At 62.9% G+C, this 22,210-nt stretch carries 21 protein-coding genes; 6 read left to right on the forward strand and 15 right to left on the reverse strand.

Translation table 11 applies throughout. The annotated features are described in order from the left end of the window. Positions 1-72: 72 nt before the first annotated feature. Genes QMZ29_RS22555 through QMZ29_RS22570 form a run of 4 tightly spaced genes read left to right on the forward strand, consistent with a single transcriptional unit; the run spans position 73 to position 5,104 of the window. Complete coding sequence (locus QMZ29_RS22555) at positions 73-2,211, forward strand: TonB-dependent siderophore receptor (RefSeq protein ID WP_197769267.1); 2,139 nt, start codon at positions 73-75, stop codon at positions 2,209-2,211. After that, positions 2,211-2,459: a hypothetical protein gene (locus tag QMZ29_RS22560; RefSeq protein ID WP_049279053.1), complete on the forward strand. Its 249-nt coding sequence runs from the start codon at positions 2,211-2,213 to the stop codon at positions 2,457-2,459. Before QMZ29_RS22555 ends, QMZ29_RS22560 begins: the two co-directional genes overlap by 1 nt. Further along, the gene (locus QMZ29_RS22565) at positions 2,456-3,874 is read left to right on the forward strand and encodes a PepSY-associated TM helix domain-containing protein (protein WP_261425232.1); all 1,419 of its coding nucleotides are present in this window, start codon (positions 2,456-2,458) and stop codon (positions 3,872-3,874) included. Before QMZ29_RS22560 ends, QMZ29_RS22565 begins: the two co-directional genes overlap by 4 nt. A 3-nt stretch (positions 3,875-3,877) precedes the next feature. After that, on the forward strand, positions 3,878-5,104 hold the full coding sequence (locus QMZ29_RS22570) for a RhtX/FptX family siderophore transporter (RefSeq protein ID WP_261425231.1): 1,227 nt from the start codon (positions 3,878-3,880) through the stop codon (positions 5,102-5,104). Between the two features lie 182 nt (positions 5,105-5,286). Here QMZ29_RS22570 and yjiA read toward each other — a convergent pair whose 3' ends face one another. The 3 genes from yjiA to QMZ29_RS22585 form a co-directional block, all read right to left on the reverse strand. Further along, complete coding sequence (gene yjiA, locus QMZ29_RS22575; RefSeq protein WP_261425230.1) at positions 5,287-6,264, reverse strand: GTPase; 978 nt, start codon at positions 6,262-6,264, stop codon at positions 5,287-5,289. A gap of 21 nt (positions 6,265-6,285) precedes the next feature. Beyond that, complete coding sequence (locus QMZ29_RS22580) at positions 6,286-6,489, reverse strand: YbdD/YjiX family protein (RefSeq protein WP_004953088.1); 204 nt, start codon at positions 6,487-6,489, stop codon at positions 6,286-6,288. Between the two features lie 218 nt (positions 6,490-6,707). Further along, the gene (locus tag QMZ29_RS22585; protein ID WP_060448212.1) at positions 6,708-8,888 is read right to left on the reverse strand and encodes a carbon starvation CstA family protein; all 2,181 of its coding nucleotides are present in this window, start codon (positions 8,886-8,888) and stop codon (positions 6,708-6,710) included. A 436-nt stretch (positions 8,889-9,324) separates the two neighbouring features. Between QMZ29_RS22585 and sfnG the strand changes: the two genes are divergently transcribed. Beyond that, a complete protein-coding gene (sfnG, locus tag QMZ29_RS22590) occupies positions 9,325-10,419 on the forward strand; it encodes a dimethylsulfone monooxygenase SfnG (RefSeq protein WP_025305137.1) in 1,095 nt (364 codons plus the stop codon). Positions 10,420-10,423: 4 nt separating this feature from the next. Here sfnG and QMZ29_RS22595 read toward each other — a convergent pair whose 3' ends face one another. The 9 genes from QMZ29_RS22595 to QMZ29_RS22635 all read right to left on the reverse strand — a co-directional run bounded on the left by QMZ29_RS22595 (position 10,424) and on the right by QMZ29_RS22635 (position 20,151). After that, positions 10,424-11,308 carry a LysR family transcriptional regulator gene (locus QMZ29_RS22595; RefSeq protein WP_282980825.1) on the reverse strand — a complete coding sequence of 295 codons (885 nt, stop codon included), beginning with the start codon at positions 11,306-11,308 and terminating at the stop codon, positions 10,424-10,426. Between the two features lie 27 nt (positions 11,309-11,335). Continuing rightward, positions 11,336-12,028 carry an MgtC/SapB family protein gene (locus tag QMZ29_RS22600; protein ID WP_019453282.1) on the reverse strand — a complete coding sequence of 231 codons (693 nt, stop codon included), beginning with the start codon at positions 12,026-12,028 and terminating at the stop codon, positions 11,336-11,338. Between the two features lie 111 nt (positions 12,029-12,139). After that, on the reverse strand, positions 12,140-12,919 hold the full coding sequence (locus tag QMZ29_RS22605) for an ABC transporter ATP-binding protein (protein WP_147823105.1): 780 nt from the start codon (positions 12,917-12,919) through the stop codon (positions 12,140-12,142). A gap of 584 nt (positions 12,920-13,503) precedes the next feature. Then, positions 13,504-14,586 carry a porin gene (locus tag QMZ29_RS22610; RefSeq protein WP_283225791.1) on the reverse strand — a complete coding sequence of 361 codons (1,083 nt, stop codon included), beginning with the start codon at positions 14,584-14,586 and terminating at the stop codon, positions 13,504-13,506. 31 nt (positions 14,587-14,617) lie between these two features. Then, positions 14,618-15,409, reverse strand: coding sequence for an ABC transporter ATP-binding protein (locus tag QMZ29_RS22615; RefSeq protein ID WP_261425228.1), 792 nt, complete (start codon positions 15,407-15,409; stop codon positions 14,618-14,620). A 15-nt stretch (positions 15,410-15,424) separates the two neighbouring features. After that, positions 15,425-17,146, reverse strand: coding sequence for an ABC transporter permease (locus QMZ29_RS22620; RefSeq protein WP_261425227.1), 1,722 nt, complete (start codon positions 17,144-17,146; stop codon positions 15,425-15,427). A gap of 484 nt (positions 17,147-17,630) precedes the next feature. Continuing rightward, positions 17,631-18,320, reverse strand: a complete 690-nt coding sequence (locus tag QMZ29_RS22625; RefSeq protein ID WP_049207774.1) for a trehalose-6-phosphate synthase — start codon at positions 18,318-18,320, stop codon at positions 17,631-17,633. A gap of 13 nt (positions 18,321-18,333) precedes the next feature. After that, positions 18,334-18,534, reverse strand: coding sequence for a GNAT family N-acetyltransferase (locus tag QMZ29_RS22630; RefSeq protein ID WP_261425226.1), 201 nt, complete (start codon positions 18,532-18,534; stop codon positions 18,334-18,336). Between the two features lie 246 nt (positions 18,535-18,780). Beyond that, a complete protein-coding gene (locus QMZ29_RS22635) occupies positions 18,781-20,151 on the reverse strand; it encodes a glutamine synthetase family protein (RefSeq protein WP_261425225.1) in 1,371 nt (456 codons plus the stop codon). Positions 20,152-20,387: 236 nt separating this feature from the next. Between QMZ29_RS22635 and QMZ29_RS22640 the strand changes: the two genes are divergently transcribed. Further along, positions 20,388-20,687 (forward strand): hypothetical protein, encoded by a 300-nt coding sequence (locus QMZ29_RS22640; RefSeq protein ID WP_261425223.1) that lies wholly within the window; start codon positions 20,388-20,390, stop codon positions 20,685-20,687. Positions 20,688-20,702: 15 nt separating this feature from the next. Here the strand turns inward: QMZ29_RS22640 and QMZ29_RS22645 are convergent, their stop codons facing one another. The 3 genes from QMZ29_RS22645 to QMZ29_RS22655 are packed head-to-tail and all read right to left on the reverse strand — an operon-like array spanning position 20,703 to position 22,190. After that, positions 20,703-21,104 carry a putative T6SS immunity periplasmic lipoprotein gene (locus tag QMZ29_RS22645; RefSeq protein WP_043136237.1) on the reverse strand — a complete coding sequence of 134 codons (402 nt, stop codon included), beginning with the start codon at positions 21,102-21,104 and terminating at the stop codon, positions 20,703-20,705. Further along, on the reverse strand, positions 21,101-21,301 hold the full coding sequence (locus tag QMZ29_RS25870; protein ID WP_442992108.1) for a hypothetical protein: 201 nt from the start codon (positions 21,299-21,301) through the stop codon (positions 21,101-21,103). The genes QMZ29_RS22645 and QMZ29_RS25870 overlap by 4 nt, the downstream gene beginning before the upstream one ends. Next, positions 21,273-22,190, reverse strand: coding sequence for a LysR family transcriptional regulator (locus QMZ29_RS22655; RefSeq protein WP_060434097.1), 918 nt, complete (start codon positions 22,188-22,190; stop codon positions 21,273-21,275). The genes QMZ29_RS25870 and QMZ29_RS22655 overlap by 29 nt, the downstream gene beginning before the upstream one ends. Positions 22,191-22,210 lie beyond the last annotated feature (20 nt).

Raw genomic sequence — 22,210 nt, forward strand, 5'->3', positions numbered from 1 at the left:
CGAAAAAGTCGCGGCGGCCGTTTTGTTAGATTGATAACGATTATCATTTAACAATAACAACCAGGGAAAAACATGCGACTCATTCACCTCTCACCAGTGGCGGCCGCGACGCGCCGCGGCGCGTTGCTGTGCGCGCTGTGCGGCACCGGTGCGCTGGCGCAGGATGCGCCGGCCAAAACGGACGTAAAAGAAGATACCCTCACCGTGACCGCCGGCGCGGCGGCGCGGGATGACTATGTGGCTCCCGGCGTCACCACGCTGGGGAAAATCCCGCTGAAACCGCGTGAAGTGGCCCAGTCGGTCAGCGTGATCGATCGCCAGCAGATGGACCAACAGAACCTCACTTCGCTGGACGCGGTGATGACGCGCGCCACCGGCGTCACCAGCGCCCCCTTCGTGTTGCTGACCACCGCGTGGTATGCGCGCGGCTTCAAGATCGATTCGTTCGAACTGGATGGCGTGCCGACGCTGCTGGGCAATACCGCCAGCTCGCCGCAGGACATGGCGGTGTACGAGCGGGTGGAGATCCTGCGCGGCTCCAACGGCCTGCTGCACGGGCTCGGCAACCCGGCGGCCACGGTCAACATGGTGCGCAAGCACGGGCTGGCGCAAAACCGCGCGCAGTTTACCGCCAGCGCCGGCAGCTGGAACCAGTATCGCGGCGAAGCGGACGTGGGCGGCCCGCTGAACGCCTCGGGCAGCGTACGCGGCCGGGCGGTGATGGCATGGGAAGACCGCGATTATTTCTATCGCGTCTCGGATCAGAAAACCCGTTTGCTGTACGCCACCGTTGATGCCGATCTGACGCCGGACACGTTGCTGCGCGTCGGCGCGCAGTACCAGACCATCGATTCCGTCACCAACATGGCCGGGGTGCCGATGGGGAAAGACGGCAGCGATCTGCACCTACCGCGCAGCACCTATCTGGACGTGGACTGGGATCGCTTCAAATGGGACACCACGCGGCTGTTCGCCGCGGTGGAGCAGCGGCTGAACGACGCCTGGCAGCTCAAGCTGAGCAGCGATTATCTGTATGCCAAGTCGCGGCTGCTGTATGCCGGCGCCTGGGGCAACGTCGATCCGGCCACCGGCGACGGCGCGGCGCTGATGGGGGGCGCCTATCGTTTCCGCAACCGGCAGCTGGGGCTGGATGCCAGCCTGAACGGCAAGATCGACGCCTGGGGACGACAGCACGAGCTGATCGTCGGCGCTAGCTACACCCATGCCGAAGAGGAGCAGTTCACCGCGCAGTTAGATCCGGCGTTTCAGGTGCCGGTTAACGTCTATCGCTGGGATCCGCACGGCGTGCCGAAGCCGGCGATCGGCGCCTACGGTTCGCCGGGATCGACCAAAACCATTCAGCGCGGGGTGTACGGCATGGGCCGCATCAAACTGGCAGAACCGCTGACGCTGGTGGCCGGCGCGCGTGAGAGCTGGTGGCAACTGCGTTCACCCAGCGACAGCCTGGAGGAGAACGCGCGCCTGACGCCCTACGGCGGCCTGATCTGGGACTTCGCCGAAGACTGGTCGTGGTATGCCAGCTACGCCACGGTGTTCCAGCCGCAGACCGGCAAAACCTGGAGCGGGCAGATGCTGAAGCCGGTTGAAGGCCGCACGCTGGAAAGCGGGGTGAAGGCGTCGCTGATGCACGGCGCGCTCAACCTCTCGGCGGCGGCGTTCCGCATCGATCTGGAGAACAATCCGCAGGTGGACCCCGATCATCCGGGCGGCGGTTTCGATACCTGGTACATCAGCGGCGGCAAGGCGCGCAGCGAAGGCTTCGAACTGGAAGGGCGCGGCTATCTCACGCCCTGGTGGGACGTCACGCTCGGCTACACCTATACCGACACGCGCTACACCCGCGACGTCAGCAACCAGGGGCGCGCCTACAACAGCCTGACGCCGCGTCATATGCTGCGGCTGTGGAGCGATTACGATCTGCCGTGGGATCAGCGCAAGTGGAGCATCGGCGGCGGCATCCAGGCGCAGAGCGCGTTCAGCAGCGCCAACGGCGCGACGACGCTGCGTCAGGGCGGCTATGCGCTGGTCAACGCCCGGCTGGGGTATCGCATCGACGAGACCTGGTCGGCGGCGCTCAACGTCAACAACCTGTTCGATCGCCGTTACTACGCCGGGCTGTTCTCGCCGCAGTGGAACAACCGTTACGGTGAACCGCGCAACCTGATGTTCACCGTCAAGGCCGAGTTCTGATGAGCCCGCGCGTATGGGCGGCGTGCCTCGGCAGCGCCATGGGGGGCGTTACTCTGGCGCTGCTGTTGGCGCGCGGCTACCCCTCGGCCGACCCGCTCGATCGGCTTTACGGCGCGCTGTTTCTGGCGTTGTTCGGCGGCATCGCGTTGCTGACATATAGCCTGCTGGCGCCGGACTGGCGTCGCACGCTGCTGCGCGCCTGGCTGTGGTGGCCGCTGCCGCTGGCGCTGTTGGAGGCGTGGCGATGAACGCCGTCGCGCGACGGGCGTTGGCGGCGCTGCATCGGGGCTGCGGCGCGCTGTTCGGCTGCGCGCTGTTCGTGATCCTGTTCACCGGCTGCTGGAGCCTGGCCGGCGACAGCTTCACGCTGTGGTGGAACGGCGTGACGATGAGCGGCGAGCAACGGCCGTTGGCGCAGTTGCTGGACGACGCGAAAGCCTACGGTGAAGACGGCGCGGCGCCTTACGTCATACTGCCGAGCGCGCGTTATCCGGTGATTCGCTTTTGCCGCGCCCCGGACGACTGCGCCCTTGCGCTGAGCGCCGTCAGCGGGCGGCCGATCAGCCTGACGGCGCCGACCACGCTGTTGGTGACGCTGCACAAGAACCTGTTTCTCGGCTTTCCCGGTCGGGTGTTTCTCAGCCTGTTCGGCATTGCGTTCACTGTGTTGCTGATCAGCGGGATTGCGCTGCATGGCCGACGGCTGCGCCAGCTGTTGCAGCTGCGGCGGCGTCAGGGGCTGCGGGTGCTGCTGTTCGATCTGCACAATCTGTTGGGGCTTTGGTGCTATCCGTGGCTGGTGATGTTCGCTTTGACCGGCGCGCTGTCCGGCCTCGGCGCGCTCGGTACGGTGCTGCTGGCCGACCGCGTCAGCCCCGGTGCGCCACAGCGGGTGATGGCGCAGCTGATGAGCGGTGCGCAACCTGCACCACCCTTGCCTGACGCCGGGCGTACTCCCGCGCAGACGCTGGCGGCGCTGCGGCGCCAGGCGCCGGAATTTACGCCGCAAACCCTGCATCGCGCGCCGGATGGCGCACTGCTGGCGGTGGGCGGCGTCACCCGCGGCATTCCCAGCAGCGCGCTGTTCGAGCAATTTCGTTTCGGCAGCGGCGAGCAGCCGGCGCTGATGCGGCGCAGCGCCGCTCGTCAGGGGCCATGGACGCGCGCGTTCATCGCCGTACAGCCGTTGCACTATGGCCAATACGCCTGGTTGCCGCGGACGGCGGCGGTGAGCGCATTGCATTTTCTGGCCGGGTTCGGCGCGGCGACGCTGGCGCTGAGCGGGCTGGGATTGTGGTGCCTGCGGCAGCCGCAGCGCCGTGCCGCGCGCTTTATCACCGGCGTCTGCTGCGGTCTGACGGTGGCGGGAAGTTTGCTGTTGGCCGCCCGGCCGCTGGCGGCGTTCCCTGCCGCCTGGCTGTTTTGGGGAATGTGGGGCGCGGTGGCGCTGTCGGCGTGGCGGGTTTGGCCGGGGTGGCTCTTGTTCGGCAGCGGAATGGTCGGTGGCACGGCGCTGCTGGCGGCGGCGCTCGGCCATATGCTCAGCGCCGGCCCCGGCCTGTACTGGCTGGACAGCGCTTTATTGTTGGTCAGCGCGGCCCTGTTCGCCGCCGGCGCCTTGTTATGGCAATCGCGCGGCGCCTGGCCGCGCCAATCGGAGTAAAATATGCGACAACTATTGCAACATCGGCATCTGGTGCTGACCCTGGGGCTGCTCTATTTCAGCCAGGGCATCCCGATCGGCATCGCCATGGATGCGTTGCCGACCCTGCTGCGCCATGACGGCGCCAGCCTGCAGGCGCTGGCGTTTTTGCCGCTGGTGGGGCTGCCCTGGGTGGTGAAGTTTCTTTGGGCGCCGCTGGTGGACAATCACTGGTCGCCGCGCTTCGGACGCCGCCGCAGTTGGATTATTCCGCTGCAGTGCGTAGTGATGCTGTGCCTGATCCTGCTCAGCGCGGTCGGCATTTCCGCAGCGGCGGCCGGGCTGTGCGTCGCGCTGCTGGTCGTCGCGTCGCTGGCCAGCGCTACGCAGGATATCGCCACCGACGGCATGGCGGCGGAACACGTCAGCGGTGAGTTGCTGTCGCGCGTCAATGCCATTCAAATCGCCGGGGTGATGAGCGGCTTCTTCGTCGGCGGGGCGGGCATGATGATGCTGAGCGCCAGAGTCGGCGTGCAGGGTGCGCTGCTGGCGATGGCGATCTTCCCTGCCGCCAGCCTGCTGGCGATTGGCCGCTTCCGGCAACACGCCGATCTGCCGCCCGAACGCGCCGCTTCGCGTCCGGCCAGCCTGCTGCGCACGCTGCGCCGTCGCGGCGCGGCGCGGTTGCTGACGCTTACGCTGCTGTCGGCGGTGACCGCGGTATCCGGCTTCGGGTTGGCCAAGCTGTTTTTAACCGATCACGGTTGGACGCCGGCGCAGGTCGGCCAGATCGGCATGGCCGGCGGCATGGTGACGCTGGTGCTCGGGTGCGGCGGCGGCGCCTGGCTGGTGAGCCGGCTGGGGGTGTGGAAGGCGTTCGCGGTCGGCCTGGGTTGCGCGCTGGGCGCCGCGTTATGCTGGCTGGCGATGGCCAACTGGGGCCTGCAATCCGGTGGCGTGATCGCCGCGGTGATGGGCGGCGCGCTGGCTTCCGGCGTGACCTCGGTCGCTATCATGACTGCCGGCATGCAGTTCGCCGCGCAGGGCGATCAGGCGGGCACTGACATGACCATGGTGCAAAGCTCGCGCGATATCGGGGAAATGGTCAGCAATATGCTGATGGTGGGGATGACCGCCAGCCTCGGTTACCGTTTCTCCTTCGGGTTGGCGGCCGCGCTGGCCGTGCTGCTGCTGGGCATCAACCTGGCCAACTACCGGCGCCATGCGGGGGCGCAGCGGCAAGAAGAGTAGAGGCGATCGCTGGGGCCGGTTAAGCCCGGCCTCGATGTTTAACCGCGAAACGCTCCAGCTTCCCGGCCGGCCAGAGCCAGCGTGGCTCGGTGGCGGCCGGGCCGTATTTTCAGAAGGGGGCGAGGTAACTGAGGACGTCTTCGATGCTTAGTTAGAATGAAAGATGTTCTGCCCTTTTTATTTCATTGGGATCTTTGCGCTCCCAGCCCCCCAATCCGCTCCCGGATCTCCTCCTCCGGCAGATCCACACCGATAAACACCAGCGTACTCTTGCGCTCTTCCTCCGGCAGCCATTCCCGATCCCAGTCGGCGTTGTACAGCCGCTGCACGCCCTGGAACAGCAGGCGGCGCGGCTCGCCTTCGATAGACAAAATGCCTTTGTAACGCAGCAGGTTGTCGGCGTATTCCAGCAGCAGGCCTTCCATCACTTCGGAGATTTGCATCAGCGGCAGCGGGCGCTCCAGCGTCACTACGATCGAGCGGATGTCGCTCTGCGGCTGCGGGATGCGGCGGAACAGCGGGGCGGGCGGTGTCAGGTTGAGTTTGTCGTTCAGCGTGAAGCCTTCGATGTCGAACAGCACGCTCAGATCGATATCGCCGTGCGTTACCTGGTAGACCGGCGCGCGGGCGTTCATCCGCTGCAGCCGCTGGATCAGCGCCTCGCAGTCCGGCGCCACGTCGGTTTTGGTCAGCAGGATGCGGTCGGCGTAGCCCACCTGCGCCTGGGCGATGCTGAACTGGCTCAACTGCTGCTCGGCGTGCGCTGCGTCCACCAGGGTGATGATGCCGTCCAGCAGGAAGCGCTCGCACAGGATCTCGTGCGAGAAAAAGGTCTGGGTAATCGGGCCGGGATCGGCCATGCCGGTGCATTCGATGATCAGCCGATCGAACGCCAGCTGGCCGCTGTCGACGCCGTCCAGCAGATCCAGCAGCGCGTCCGCCAGCTCGTTGGATTTGCTGCAGCAGATGCAGCCGTTGCTCAGGGTGGTGATGCGGCTGGCGCGATCGCCGATCAGCGCGTCGTCGATCGGCACTTCGCCGAACTCGTTCTCGATGACCGCGATTTTATAGCCGTGTTCGGCGTTCAGGATGTGGCGCAGCAGGGTGGTTTTGCCGGCGCCCAAAAAGCCGGTCAGGATGGTGACTGCAATGGGTTTCATACGGGTCCTTGTGACTGCGGGTTAACAGCAGCGCATGCCGCCTTTGCCGTCGCCGCCGTAGCGCGCTTGCTGGCGCTCGCGGAAAAATTCTTTATAGGTCATCACCGGCTTGTCCGGGTGGTTGTCTTTCATGTGCTGGACGTAGGTATCGTAGTCAGGCACGCCCACCAACATGCGCGCCGCCTGCCCAAGATATTTCCCCGCCTGGCCGAGATTTCCGAACATAAGCCTTCTCCAACTCTACCCTGCATCACTACAGCGCTTGCTTAAGCCTGATATTAGGGGAAGCCGGGGGATGGGGTTCCCGCAGGGATGCCCCACCTCCGGGTCGCCCCGGGTATCTCGATTGCATCGCGCCGCACGCCTGGCATCTTGCGATGCACAGGCTGTGCGGCTTTGGGTACTACTTAACGTTTATTATGCAGGGTATCCGTTAAATCACATCAATGCTGGGTCGAAACTTTGACCTCCCCCTCAGTTACGCCGTCGGCGGGCGCGGCCTGCGGCACCGGCACGTAAGGCGTTTCCTGGTCGGTGCGTTTCGGGTTCTTGTGCGCCGCCATCGCGGTTTTCACCCCGTAGAAGATGATGCTGTACACCACCAGCAGGAACAGAATGCTCAGCCCGGCGTTAGTGTAGTTGTTCACCACGATGTGGTTCATGTTGGCGATCTGCTGGGCGCTCAGCTCGGCGCCGCCTTCGGCGATCTTGCGCTTGTACTCGCCGGCCAGGAAGAAGAAGCCTTCCAGCTGCGGGTTGTCGCTGAACAGCTTCAGGCCCAGCGCGTAGGTGGTGCAGATCAGCAGCCACACCGCCGGCAGCACGGTCACCCAGATGTATTGGGTGCGCTTCATCTTAATCAGCACCACGGTGCCCAGCACCAGTGCCACGGCGGCCAGCATCTGGTTGGAGATGCCGAACAGCGGCCACAGGCTCTTCACGCCGCCGAGCGGATCCACCACGCCCTGATACAGCAGGTAGCCCCACAGCCCGACGCAGCCGGCGGTGCCGATGATGCCGGCCACCAGCGAGTCGGTTTTCTTCAGGAACGGCACGAAGTTGCCGAGCAGATCCTGCAGCATAAAGCGGCCGGAGCGGGTGCCGGCGTCCAGCGCGGTCAGGATGAACAGCGCCTCGAACAGAATGCCGAAGTGATACCAGAAGCCCATGTTGGCGCCTGGAATGATCTGGTGGAACACGTGGGCGATGCCCACCGCCAGCGTTGGCGCGCCGCCGGCGCGGTTCAGCACCGAAGGTTCGCCGATGTCGGTGGCGGTCTGCAGGATCTGTTCCGGGCTGATGACGAAGCCCCAGGAGCTGACCGCCGCCGCCGCATGCACGGTCACGTCCTTCAGCGAAGCCATGATCATCGGCGCGTCTTCGGTGCCCAGGCGGTGCAGATCCGGCATGGTGATGCCCAACGCCGCCGGCGGGGTATTCATGGCGAAGTACAGGCCCGGCTCGATGATGGAAGCCGCCACCAGCGCCATGATGGCGACGAAGGACTCCATCAGCATCGCGCCGTAGCCGATAAAGCGCGCGTCGGTCTCATTGGCCAGCAGTTTCGGCGTGGTGCCGGAGGCGATCAGCGCGTGGAAGCCGGAGACCGCGCCGCAGGCGATGGTGATGAACAAGAACGGGAACAGCGTGCCTTTCCACACCGGGCCGGTGCCGTCGACGAACTGGGTCACCGCCGGCATTTTCAGCTCAGGGTTGAGGATCACGATGCCGATCGCCAGCCCGACGATCACGCCGATTTTCAGGAAGGTGGCCAGGTAGTCGCGTGGCGCCAGGATCAGCCACACCGGCAGCAGAGCGGAGACGAACGCGTAGCCGATCAGCGTGAAGGTGATGGTGGTGTCTTTAAAGGTCAGCGCCGGGCCCCAGTACGGGTCGTGCGCCACCACGCCGCCAAACCAGATGGCGGCCACCAGCAGCACGATGCCGATGATTGACACTTCACCCACGCGGCCGGGGCGCAGGTAGCGCATGTAGATGCCCATAAACAGCGCGATCGGCACGGTGGAGCAGACGGTGAAGACGCCCCACGGGCTTTCCGCCAGCGCTTTCACCACGATCAGCGCCAGCACCGCCAGGATGATGATCATGATCAGGAAGCAGCCGAACAGCGCGATGGTGCCCGGTATCGGCCCCATCTCTTTTTTGATGATCTCACCGAGCGAGGCACCGTTGCGGCGCGAGGAGATGAACAGCACCATAAAGTCCTGCACCGCCCCCGCCAGCACCACGCCGCCCAGCAGCCACAGCGTGCCGGGCAGGTAGCCGACCTGCGCGGCCAGCACCGGCCCCACCAGCGGCCCGGCGCCGGCGATGGCGGCGAAGTGGTGGCCGAACAGCACGTTCTTGTTGGTCGGCACATAGTTCAGGCCGTCGTTGTTGACCACCGCCGGGGTGGCGCGACCGGCGTCCAGCTTCATCACCTTGGTGGCGATGTACAGGCTGTAGTAGCGGTAGGCCACCAGATACACCGCCACCGAAGCGACGACGATCCACAGCGCGCTGATGTGTTCGCCGCGGCGCAGCGCCACCACGCCGAGGCAGGCTGCGCCGAGTATCCCCAGCAGCATCCACGGAATGTGCTTTAAAATCCCCTCTCGTTTCATGAGGTATCCTTAATTCCAGTCTGCAAAATATGAATGAACTCATCCGCTTGTAAGAGATGTCAGAGTGGCGCGGTGAGCCGTAGCGTCTTTCCCGAGGTAAGGCGGGTTTAGGAACAGCTCATCATCGCCGGGGGTAAGGGGGGAAGACAGGCGTATTTCGGTCAGCGGTCAGATCCGCCGGGTGAACGGTTGGATTGGCGGGGTAAGCGGTTTGTTGCATAACCAACAGCCGCCCGTCAGCCGCTGTTGCCAATGCAGCACCCGCCCGAACTCGCTGGCTTTAAACGCCCGGTTTTTCAGCCAGATGCCTTAATGCGGCGGTTGGCACACATCCTGCTATCGGTTTTATAACCAAAACAATGTTTTCAATATTTGTAAGTCAATAATGGTTATATGCGCGCCGCATAACGGCGCCGACGGTCAGAGGGAGAGAAGCATGTCAGCAGCAAACCACTCGCAGCAGCCGATTCAGTTCGCCTACTGGGTGCCGAACGTTTCCGGCGGCCTGGTGATCAGCAATATCCCGCAGCGCACCGGTTGGGACATCGGTTATAACCGCAAGCTGGCGCAGATCGCCGAGCGCGCCGGTTTCGACTACGCGCTTACCCAGATCCGCTTCACCGCCGGTTACGGCGCGGAAAACCAGCACGAATCGGTGTCGTTCTCACAGGCCCTGTTGGACGCCACCGAGAAACTGAAAGTGATCGCCGCGCTGCTGCCGGGGCCGTGGAACCCCACGCTGGCGGCCAAACAGATCGCCACCATTAGCCATCTTTCCAACGCGCGCATTGCGGTGAACATTGTCAGCGGCTGGTTCCGCGGCGAGTTCAAGGCCATCGGCGAGCCGTGGCTGGATCATGAGGAGCGCTACCTGCGTTCGGAAGAGTTTATCCGCTGCCTGCGCGGCATCTGGACTGAGCCCAGCTTCACCTTCGCCGGCGATTTCTACCGTTTCCGCGACTACTCGCTGAAGCCGAAGCCGCTGGCGCCGTTGCCGGAAATTTTCCAGGGCGGCAGCTCACGCGCGGCGCGCGACATGGCGGCGCGGGTCTCGGACTGGTATTTCACCAATGGCAACAGCGTGGAGGGCATTCGCCGGCAGGTGGAGGACATCCAGAGCAAGGCGCAGGCCAATCACCATCGGGTGAAGGTGGGGGTGAACGGTTTTGTCATCGCCCGCGAGAGCGAACAGGCGGCGCAGGCGGTGCTGCAGGAGATCATCGATCACGCCAACCCGGAGGCGGTGCAGGGCTTCGGGCACGAGGTGAAAAACGCCGGGGCGGCCTCACCCGAGGGCGAGGGCAACTGGGCCAAGTCCACCTTCGAAGATTTGGTGCAGTATAACGACGGCTTTAAAACCAACCTGATCGGCACGCCGCAGCAGATCGCCGAGCGCATCATCGCGTTGAAAGACGCCGGGGTGGATCTGCTGTTGCTGGCGTTTCTGCACTTCCAGGAAGAGGTGGAGTACTTCGGCCGCGAAGTGATCCCGCTGGTGCGCGAACTGGAGCGCCAGCGGGCAGCGGCCTGAGCGTTCAACCCGTTTGCAGAGTTTGCAGCAGGTGGATAAAGGCGGCGCTGAGCGGCGGCGTGGCCGGCTCATGGCGGGTAAAGACGTAAAAGCGCGCGCTGATGTCGATCTCGTGCGTCGGGATTTTCTGCAGGTGCAGCTGCGGGGCGTAGTGCGCGACCACCCGATCGCTCAGCAGCGCGATATAGCCCTGCTGCCTGACCAGGCACCAGGTCGCCAGAAAGGAGTCGGTCTCGACGATCTGGCCGTGCGGCGTGTAACGCTCGGCGATCTCGCGGATGGCGGCATGCCCCACCGAGCAGGAGCGCGGCACCACCCATTTGGCTTCGGCCGGCGGCTGCCCGGCGCCGGTCAGGTCGCCCCCTTGATAGAGCGAGAAGCGCTCGCTCTTCAGCGCCTGCATGGCCAGATCGGCGCCGCCCGCCGCGCCGTTCAGGCTGCTGACCGCCAAATCCAGCTCACAGTTTCTCAGCCGGGCGAGCAGGCCTTCCGGGCCGTCTTCCACCACCGTCACCCGGGTATGCGGGTAGCGGCGGTTGAAGCCTTCGAGCACCTGGGGCAGGTAGCACAGCAGCGGATCGACGCTCATCCCCACCTGCAGGCGCTTCTCGCCGCCGGCGCTCATGCCGCGCAGCTCGTCAAACGCGCTGAGCAACTGATTGGTGGCGGCGTCTATCCGCCGGTAAAACAGCTCGCCGACCGCCGTCAGGCGCACGCCGCGGTTGCTGCGCTCCAGCAGCCGCGCGCCGATGGACATTTCCAGCTCTTTGAGCACCCGGCTTAGCGTCGGTTGCGAGACGGCCAGTTTTTTCGCGGCATCGTGCAAACTTCCGCAGTGAACGATGTCTTTGAACATCGTCAGATGAGCCAGTTTTGGCATGGTTTTCATGGTGGATCTCCCTGGAAGTGAACGGCATTAGCCGGAGCCGGCGATGCGGCTGTAATAGGCCTGTTTCATCATGCTGTCGTTCAGCAGTTTATTGATGGTCTGGTCGAGCACCGGCGTGGTGACGGAGGCCGGCATCAGCGTGGCGGTGATCTCCACGTCGTCGTCGCCAAAGGGTTCGATATCCAGATGCGAGATAAAGCAGTTTTCTCCTTGCAGCACCTGTTTGAATTTGGCCAGCGCTTCACGCTGTTCATGCTCGAAGGCAATGACGCAAATCTGGTAGGTGGATTCGCCGTTAACGTCATTGAAGGGCTGTTTGTTGACCATATTGACCAGAGGGCGCAGCAGGGTGTTGGCGGCGAGCACGAACAGCGTGGCGGCTAGCGCATCGCCGTACAGGCCGCAGCCGGCGCAGGCGCCGACCGCCGCGGAGCCCCAGAGCGTGGCGGCGGTGTTCAGGCCGCGGATGTTCATCCCTTCTTTCATGATGGCCCCGGCGCCGAGAAAGCCGACGCCGGAGACCACGTAGGAGATGACGCGCACCGCGCCGCCGCTGCCGTCGATGGTCATGGCCAGGTGGACGAAGATCGCCGCGCTGGTGGCCACTAGCGTATTGGTGCGCAGCCCGGCGGTGCGCTGGCGGAATTGTCTTTCGTAGCCGATGGCGGCGCCCAGGACGGACGCGGTCAGCAGCGTCAGCAGTGTATGAATGAAATGCATGATAATAACTCGATGTATTATCCGCTTATCATGAGCCACCCGTGGTGGGGTGACTCTTGATAAACAGGTAGTTAAGTTGGCGGGATCCGTCCCGCCAGGCCAGGGCGGCGCTCAGTGCGCGGCGGCGATCTGCCGGCTGAGCGTCTCGCTGATTTTGTCCGTCAGCGGCTGCATCCCCTCGCGGGTGCGCGTCTCGCGGCGCTGCGCGATGTGATAGCAGCCGTCGAGGGTGCCGGCGCCCAGCAGGAGGATGCGATCAGACATCATCACCGCTTCCTCTACGCTGTGGGTCACCAGCACGATGGAGCGGGTTTTGATCTGGCGCGTGCTCCAGATGCGCAGCAGATCGCTGCGCAGGTGTTCGCCGGTATAGACGTCCAGCGCGGAAAAGGGCTCGTCCAGCAACAGCAGCATCGGTTCTACCGCCAGCGCGCGCGCAAAGCCGACCCGTTGGCGCATGCCGCCGGAAAGCTCGCGCGGGTAGGCGTCGCGGTAGGGCGCGAGACCGACCAGATCGAGCATTTTCAGCGTCTGGGTTTCGACCACCTGCGGCGGCAGATCCTGCGCCTGCAGCCCGAAGGCGATATTTTGATAGACGTTCAGCCACGGGAAAATGGCGAAGGTCTGGAACACCATGTTGATCTGCGGATTCGGCCCCGAGACTTTTTTATCCCCCAGCATCACGGTGCCCAGATCCGGCGCGATCAGGCCGGAAAGTATGCGCAGCAGGGTGGATTTGCCCGAGCCGGACTGCCCCAAAATGCTGACGACCTCGTTATCGTAGAGGCGCAGGTTGATTTCATTCAGCACCAGGCGTTTTTTTTTACCGGTAGGCTGAACGCTTTTGCTGACGTTATTAACCGTCAGCAACGTGGTTTTTTTTACCATCATGATGTTTCTCCACTCAATTAAAAATATGAGCATGGGAAAATGGCCGATAGTTATCGCCGCGCAGGGGTAAAATAAATGCGAGCGCAAATAAGTCTGAGCGTTATCGGACTGTTAATAAGCGTATGCTGGAGGGGTAGCCCGTCGGGCGCGCCGGAGCGGCGTGCACGTAGGCATGATGCTGAAGGGTAAAGCGAAGGGATGCTGTAACTGACTCATATCCTGACACTTTCAGGATGCAATGGGATGACTATTGCTCCTGTGACCTCAGCGATTCCAACAATAAAATAAACAACCAACTGTCGCCGTCCATATCATTCTCCCGTTATTTTTCGTGTGGCCATAATACGCGTGCCATAGCCTATTGTTCAATGTGGTTGCACCGAATTATGGCGGCAAAATGTAATTTAATATGAATGCGGGAAAGATTTTCTTTATTCATTAAACGGGGCGTAAACAGAAAGCGCGATAATGAATATAGGCGTCATTTTGTGGAAATATAAACCTGAATTAAACGAGAGAATAAGGGGCGGGCGGAAAGTCACAGAATAAACCGGCCGGAGAGCGTCCTCCGGCCGGGATGGGGATCAGAACTGATACATGATGCCGGTTTCGACGATGTCGTCGGCGCCGGCGCCGCCGGCGTTCTGCCGTTGCAGCAGGTTGAGCTTGTACTCCACGTAGGTCGACATATTGGCGTTGAAGCTGTAGTTCAGCGCCAGATCCAGGTATTTGACCAGATCGGCGTCGCCGATGCCGGGCAGGTTACGGCCGCGCGTTTGCAGGTAGGCTACCGAGGGCGTGACGCCGGAATCGAAGTGATACTGCGCGACCGCCTCGACGGCGTCCGCGCGGGGGGCGAAGCCGGCGTAGCGATCGCCGTCGACGTAGGTCATGTTCTCGGTGCGCGCGTAGCTGGCCGCCAGGTAGAGGTTGTCCTGGTCGTATTTCAGCCCCAGGGTCCAGGCCCGAGCGCGATCGCCGTCAGCCAGGCCGAAGCGCTGTTGCGCCAGCGTGCGCGCAGAGTTGGCGTAGGCGCCGCCAACGTTGAGCCCCACGCCGGTGTCGTAGGTGGCGGAAAAGGCGTAGCCATCGCCGTTTTGCGTCTGAATATCCTTCGCCCGCAGAGCGTCGTCCCCCCGATTCTTCCCCTGATATTGCAGGCCGAGATCCAGGCCGTCGACCAGGCCGCCCAGGCTGCGGTTGTGGTAGGTCAGCAGGCCGTTGGCGCGGCCGGTCATAAAGTTGTCGGCCGCTTCGTAGCTGTCGTTGCCGAATTCAGGCAGCACGTCCGTCCAGCCGGCCACGTCATACAGCAGGCCGTAGTTGCGGCCGTAGTCCAGGCTGCCCCAGCGGCCGAACGTCAGCCCGGCGAAGCCCAGCCGGGTATAGCTGTCGCCCGGCCCGGCGCTTTCCGCCTGATCGAGCCCCGCCTGATATTCCCATTGACCATACCCTGTCAGCCCGTCGGCGATCTGCGTCTCGCCTTTGAAACCGAAACGGGTGTAGGAGCGATCGCCGTTATTGTCGGCATCGCTGCTGAAGTAATGCACCCCGTTCAGTTGGCCGTACAGATCCAGTTTATTGCCGTCTTTATTGACGATTTCTGCCCCGGCGGCGGCCGCCGGCATCAGGATGACCAGCGCCATCAGTAAGCTTTTATGTTTCATTTCACTACCCTGAGTTAACGAAAATGCGGCCTTATCCGGCCGGTTGCGCCCGCGCGATTTTTTTGTACAGGCAGCTGCGGATCCGATCGGTGAGGTGCCGCAGGCTGTCCCGGTTGCGCGCCGCGCGGGGAATATTGATGCTGAATTCGTCATCGATCCGTTTGCTGGTCGCGTCCAGGATCAGCACCCGATCGGACATCAGCACCGCCTCTTCGACGTCGTGGGTCACCATCACCATGGCGCGCGTGCGCAGCCGGTTGTCTCCCCACAGCGCCAGCAGATCGCTGCGTAGTTTTTGCGCGGTAAAGATATCGAGGGCGGAGAAGGGCTCGTCCAGCAGCAAGACATCGGGCTCTACCGCCAACGCCCGGGCGAAGCCCACGCGCTGGCGCATGCCGCCCGAGAGCTCGCGCGGCCAGGCGTGCTCATAGCCGCTCAGCCCCACCAGGCGCAGCAGCGCCCCCAGCCGCTCGGCGATCGTCTGCGGCGGCAGCCGTTGCGCCAGCAGCCCGAAGGCGATGTTGTCGTACACCGTTAGCCAGGGATAGAGCGCGTAGGACTGAAACACCATGCCGGCGTTCGCGCTCGGGCCATTGATCGGTTTGCCCGCCAGGGTGAGCGTGCCGCTGTCCGGTGGGATCAGCCCGGCCAGCATGCGCAGCAGCGTGGACTTGCCCGAACCGGATTGCCCCAGAATGGTGACGAACTCGCCGGCGTGTACGGTCAGCGATACGTCGCGCAGCACGGGTTTGGGGCGTTTATTTTCGCCGATAAACGTCTTGTTCAGCCGGCGGGCGCTGATAATTACCTCTTGAGTCAGCATGTTGTTCCCCCTTGATCAGTCATATTTGAATTTGGTTTCCGCGATGCGATACAGCGGTTGCCAGACGAAGATGATGCACAGCGCCACCAGCGCGCACATGGCGGCGCAGCCCAGCGCTGACTCCGGGTTCTTGCCGGCGTCGGTGACGACGGAAATGAACGCGCCCAGCCCGGTGGTGCTGAGGGTGGTGCTGCCCCACTGGATCACTTCGGCGGCGATGGCGCTGTTCCAGGCGCCGCCGGCGGCGGAGATGATGCCGGTCACGATGTAGGGGAAAATTGCCGGCAGCATGTAGTAGCGCCACCAGCTCAAACGGCGCAGGCCGAAGGTTTCGCTGACCTCGGTGATCTGCGTTGGAATGGCGGAAACGCCGGCGATCACGTTGAACAATACGTACCACTGGGTGCCCAGCATGATCATCGGAATGGCCCACCAGCCGAGATCCTGATGATAAATGGCGATAAAGGCGGCGATCAGCGGGTAGAAAATGTTGGGCGGAATGGCCGCCAGGATCTGGATGATCGGCTGGAAGATCTTCACCAGCCGTGGATTCAGGCCGATCCACACCCCCAGCGGCGTGAAGATCGCCACGCTGAGCAGCATGGCCGCAGCCACGCGCGCGGTGGTAAGCAGCATCCACTCCGGCAGCATGGCGAAGTACTGTTTGGGGAAGTATTCCCACAGCCGGTAACCGAACCAGACGCAGGCCAGCACCACGCCGAGATACCACAGGCTGCGCCACAGCCAGTTCCCCTTGGCGGCGAGCCTGAACAGGCGGTGCAGGCCGAGGGCGTACCACAGCCGCGGCAGCTTGAACAGCCACAGGTCAGCCAGCGCGCGCAGCGTGCGGCCGAGCGCCGCGCCGACGTGCGAGAAGGCCAGGCTGTTGTAAAACCACGGATTGCCGAGCGGGCGATTGGCGGTGACGTCTTCGTATTTGAAGCGGGCGGTGTAACGCACCAGCGGGCGGAAAACCAGCTGATCGAGCAGCACGATGTTGGCGGCCAGCGCGACGATCGCATACAGGATCGCCGGCACGTTCTGCTGCGCCAGCGCTTCGGCGATATAGGAGCCGACGCCGGGCAGTTCGACCGAGCGATCGCCGACCGGAATGGCTTCGGAGGCCACCAGGGCGAACCAGGCGGCGGATTGCGACACCATGGCGTTCCACAGCAGGCCCGGCACCGAATAGATGAATTCCAGCCGCCAGAAGCGTTGCCACGGGTTGTAATTGAAGCTGCGGGCGGCTTCATCCAGCTCCTTGGGCACGATGCGCAGCGTCTGATACAGCGTCAGCATCATGTTCCAGGCCTGGCCGGTAAACACCGCGAAGATGGCGGTGCACTCCAGCCCCATCACGCTGTGCGGGTAGAGGTTGAGAAAGTACACGGTCGTGAAGGTCAGGAACCCCACCAGCGGCACCGACTCCATAAAGTTGACGAAGGGCAGGATCACCCGGCGCAGCGGCGCATAGCGCGCGGCCAGCACGGCGAACACCACAGAAAACAGCAGCGACCAGGCCATGCCGAGGAGAAAACGCATGCTGGTTCTGAGCGAATAATAAAGCAGGTTCCAGGCATCGAGACTAATGGCAGAGACGTTTTGTTCATTGAAGTCGCCGTGCATGTCGCCCCACGCGCGAATAAAAAAGGCAATGAAGAAAACGCCGATGGCGATAACGATAAAGTCATTTAAATAAGACTTTCTGAAAATAGATGTACCCCGGTTATTTTGCATAACGCAATACCTTATTTTTCCCATAAGAAATCCGTCGCCGCTCGGGTAATAGGCCCGGCGACACCAGATAAATACCGCTGTAGCGGTTGAGACAGACGTTGTTTTCGCAGCGGGGCGATGGGCGGGCAGGCAGAGCGGGAAAGGCCGTCAGAAGGAGAGCGGTTGCCGCATTCCGTATCTTTCAGAATGCAACGTGGATGGCATTACTGAAAGGTGCCCAATAGCATTAGCATAAAACTAAAACTTTCATCGCCCATAGGGCCCTCCTCGGTTTAAATATGGCACGGAGAGGGTAATGTGTTTTGCTGATAAAAAGCAATTGGCGGCGTAGGGTTTTTACGGTTGATATGTAACAGGATGAATATTTATTTTTTAATCGCTATATTCAGAAAATGAAATAACCTATTTTGATGGCGGTAAATACGGTGAAAATAAATCACGGCGAAATAAAGCGGCGCGCCCGAAGGGGGCGCACCGCCGTAAATTAATAAACCTGCCTGCCGTTGATGCCGGCGGGGAAAATGCCGGTGGCGAACAGATGCCCGTTGGCCTGGATCTGATCGTCGGGCAGCATCTCCAGCGGGAATTCGCCCGCCAGGCAGCTGAGAAAGGCGTTGCGATCGTCGGTGGTGGTAAAACCGATCAAATCGTAGAACAGCAGCGACGCGATCAACTGGCGATGTTCCGGGATGCGCCGCAGCAGCGCCGCCGACGGAAACGGCAGGTGGAAGAAGAACGCGCAGGCGTTCAGCAGCCCCTGTTCCTTCAGCGCCTGCGCGCAGGGCAGCAGCTGGTAGTCGTCGATGCAGACGATGTCGCCCGGACACAGGTGCTCGCAGGCGATATCGGCAAACCGGCGGTTCAGCTGCCGGTAGGCGCGGTAGTTTTCCGGCGTGAAGTGCGCTTTCTCCGGCTGGTTGTGGAACACCGGCCACAGGCCGTCGTGGTAGTAGCCCTGATAGTGGCGGCGGAACTCTTCGATCGACAACGGGAAGGTCACCTGATCATAACCGGCACGTTGGCGGCAACTGATCGGGCGCTGCGCGAAATTCTGCACGTCGCCGTTCCAGCCGAGCCACAGCCCCGGTTCGGCGTCGGCCGCCAGCGTCTGGCCGGCGCAGGCCAGATCCTTGCCGTCGCACTGCTTGTTGGAAATCAGCACCAAACGAGACATGAGGGTCTCCTTATCAGTGAAGGGCACGCAGGGCGTGCGCCGAACCATCGGCGCGCCAGGGCGCTTGCAGAGCGGGCAGCGTGACGCGCAGGCCGCGCAAAGCCGGGTGCGCCAGGCAGCAGCGCGTCAGCCAGCTTCCCAGCCCGACGCCGCGGTACTCGGCGCTGACGAACAGTTCGCTCACCGAGGCGAAGGTGGCGTAGTCGGTCACCATGCGGGCGAAACCGAGCAGGTGGCGCTTGCTTGCGGTATAGCCCGAAGCACAGGCCGTGGTGTACCAGGCGCTCCGCCGCCGCCCGATCCTGCAGGCTGAGGAAACGCTGGATCGCGTCGATATCCAACAACTGCCGATCGGTGCTGATATGAAAAACGCCTTTGCGCCAGCAGAGCAGCGGCTGCACGGACGCCCGTTGCGGTTGCATGTTCATGATTATCCTTAGGTTAACGAATCGGAGGTCGGTTACAGCATCCAGCCGAGTTCGGCGGCGGTGACCTGTTCCTCGAAGCGGCGCAGCTCGGCGCTTTTGCAGGTGTGCCACAGGGTACAGAACGCCGGGCCGAGCAGCTCACGCAGCGGATCGCTGTGGCGGAACAGCGCCAGCGCCTCCTGCTGGCCGAGCGGCAAGGGCGCGGCGTTATCGCTCTCGCAGCCGTTGGCGGCGGGCGGCAGCGGCAGCGGGTGTTCCAGCCCGTGCAACAGGCCGCCGAGCATCACCGCCAGCGCCAGATAAGGGTTGGCGTCGGCGCCGGCCAGGCGGTATTCGATACGCTGGTTGGCGCTGTCGGCGCAGGGCAGGCGCAGCGCCACCGTGCGGTTGTTGTGGCCCCAGGAGGCGCGCAGCGGCACGTGCATGCCGGGGCGGAAGCGGCGAAACGCGTTGATGTTGGGCGCCAGGATCGCCATCGATGCCGGCATCAGCGCCAGCATGCCCGCCATCGCCTGCTGCATGTTATCGCTCAGTTCGCCCGGCGCGCCGGTCAGCAGGTTCTCGCCGTGCTCGTCCTGCAAGCTGATATGGAAATGTAGCCCGCTGCCGGCGGCGTGGGCGCAGGGCTTGGCCATAAAGCAGGCGTGCTGGTGATGCTGCTCGGCAATCTGCCGCGTCAGGCGTTTCAGCGCCATGATCTGGTCGCAGGCTTCCAGCACGCGCCGGCTGTGATGCAGGTTCAGCTCGTACTGGCCGGAAGCGGCTTCGGCCACCACGCCGGTCAGCGGCAGGCTTTGCAGCCGCGCGTGCCGTTCGATGTCGCTCAGCAGCGCATGGTGGCGCTCGGGCGCATCCACCGCGAAGCTCTGCGTCGGGCAGGCTTCCGCCTCGGCGGGGCGCTGCGGATCCTGCAGGTAGAACTCCAGTTCGGCCGCCACCACCGGGAAGCAGTTGCGCTCGTGCAGGCGCTTCAGCACCCGTTGCAGCACCACACGCGCCTCCAGCTCGCAGGCGCCGCCGTCGGCGTTTTGCATCGTCAGCAGCAGCTGGGCGTGGCGTTCGGGATCGCGCGCGCAGGGGCGCAGCGTGCCGGGCACCGGCAGGCACAACCGATCCGGCTCGCCCGCCCGTTGCCCCAGCCCGCTTTCTTCAATCACCCGGCCGTGCAGATCCAGGGCGTAGATCGACAGCGGGAAGTAGCAGCCTTTTTCCAGGCCAAAGGCTTCGGCGATCGGCAGGCGCTTGCCGCGCAGCTGGCCGTTCAGATCGTGCAGATAAATATCCAACTGTTCGGTATCCGGATAGCGCTGCAGGTAGTGTTCCAGCTCTTTGCGGAAGGTGCGCGTCGGCGATGCGGGCAGCTCCGCCAGCAGAGGATTGAAGCCGATGATATTAGCATGCATGGCGCGCTCCAGAACGAAGACCGGTCACGGCCAGAGGCAGGGATAAACGCATGAGACAACTCTCTTGTGAGGCCATAGCGGCGATGTGAAAAGGGTATCTGCGGCGGCAAAAACTGTCTGTAAAAACGCCGTAACGTTAACGGGGCGCGGAATAAAAATGCCGTAAAGAGCGCGGCGGGTTGGCCGGGTCGGTACGGTCTATACTGGCGAGATGGGCCGTAGAAGGAGAGGTAACGATGAAGAGAATAGGGCTGCTTATCGCCGCGCTGGCCGCGTTCCACGCCACCGCGTCTTCCCCACAGGCGTGGGCCGAGAGCGAACGGGCGATGCGCGCCGCCTGCCTGAAAGCCAGCGGGCTAAAAAACGCCAGGGTGGAAGGGGAGATTATTCACTACGGCGATGACGTCGGCTATTCGGCGCTGTTTATCGGTGGGCGCTACTCGCAGCCGTTTATGAAAAACCAGCCGGGCAGGGAGCTGTGCTTATATCAGCGCGCCACGCAGAAGGCGGCGGTGCAGGCGGTGGAGGGGGAATAAATAATCCCAGTCTCCTTACTGTAGCTGTATTTCTCCCTTGGGATTAATTCTTAAGTTGAATTCTTTCATGTATTTACGCCTTTCCGTGTCGTTATTCATCGAGATGCCGAGCAAGACTGAGTATTCTCCCGCTGCCCAGTTTACTTGCGGATAGGTGACGCATTGCCCTGGTTTCAGGTCAGGCAACGGAGTGATTTCTGGTGAGGTCCAGACGATATGCCATTGCTGTTGTTCCTGTCGTGAGACGATCACTCCCCGGTTTTGCAGTTTGTCGCCGCTGCGAACGCTGTTGATAGGCACGGCAAAGCAAGGTTGATTGTCTTTGAGCGAGACATCCAACGGATGGTACCAGGGCTGAGTGGATTGACAGCCGTTCAGTAGCAGTACGCACAGCAAAGAGAGATAACGTCTTGTCATAATAAGGTGTTCCGGTTCTTTGGATTTTTCAGGAAAGCTCGCAATACCCATTCATAGCGTTTTTTGATGTCTGGCCCAATAATGCCGCTGTAGTTGGTGGCTACGTGGAAGCGATGGGCGGCACGCTGCGCCTGGACGTTGAGCTGCCGGGCGGCAAGCACGTCGGGTTTACGGTTTAAGCGCAGGCTGCCCGCCACTCCCCGCCATTTCCCGTTCGATCACCGTCGCCAGCGCCTGCGCAGCGGAAGAGAGTTGGTGCTGTGCCAGGCGGATCAGGCCCACGCGCCGTTCGATGATCGGGCCGATCAGCGGCACGCAGACCGCCCCCAGCTCATCCATCTGTCGCTCGCACAGCGCAGGCACCGCGCTGGCGCCGAGGCCGTTGGCCACCATGCGCCCGACCGTCACCAGCTGGTGGCTCTCAAACGCCACCTCCAGCGTTCGACCGCTGCGGGCCAGCTCCTGCTCCAGCATCAGCCGCACCGCCGATGGCCGCTGCAGGGTGATGAAATCCAGCGTCAGCAGCTCCTTCCAGCTCACCTGCGCCTTGCGCGCCAGCGCCGAATCCTTCGGCACCACCGCCAGAAAGCGATCGCGGCACAGCGGGGTGAAGTGCAGGGTGTCGCTCGGCTCCGGCTCGAAGGCGATGCCCATCTCTACCCGCCCTTCGCGGATCATTTCAAACACCTGTTCGTTGATGACGTCATGCACCGCCACGTTGATGCCGGCATAGCGATCGCGAAACGCCTTGAGGATCGGCGGCAGCGGGTTGCCGGCGAACGACGGCATGGCGGCGATCGCCACCTTGCCCATCTGCAGGGTGAAGCGCTGACGCATCGCCTCTTCCGCGTTGTCCCAATCCGCCAGCAGCTGGCGCGCCATCGGGAAGAAGGTTTCCCCCTCCGGCGTCAGCGTCACCCGGCGGGTGGTGCGCAGCAGCAGCGGCCCGCCCAGCGCGTCTTCCAGCCCACGGATCGCCAGGCTGAGCGCCGGCTGAGAAATATTCAGCCGCTCGCTGGCCTGGGCGAAATTCAGAGTGTGAGCTACCGCTAAAAACGCACGTAACTGTTTGATGCTCATTTTCATTTTGGTTGGCGTTAACTCTT

Origin of the sequence: Serratia sp. PF-27 (assembly GCF_030053255.1) — a bacterium.
GTDB lineage: Bacteria > Pseudomonadota > Gammaproteobacteria > Enterobacterales > Enterobacteriaceae > Serratia > Serratia bockelmannii.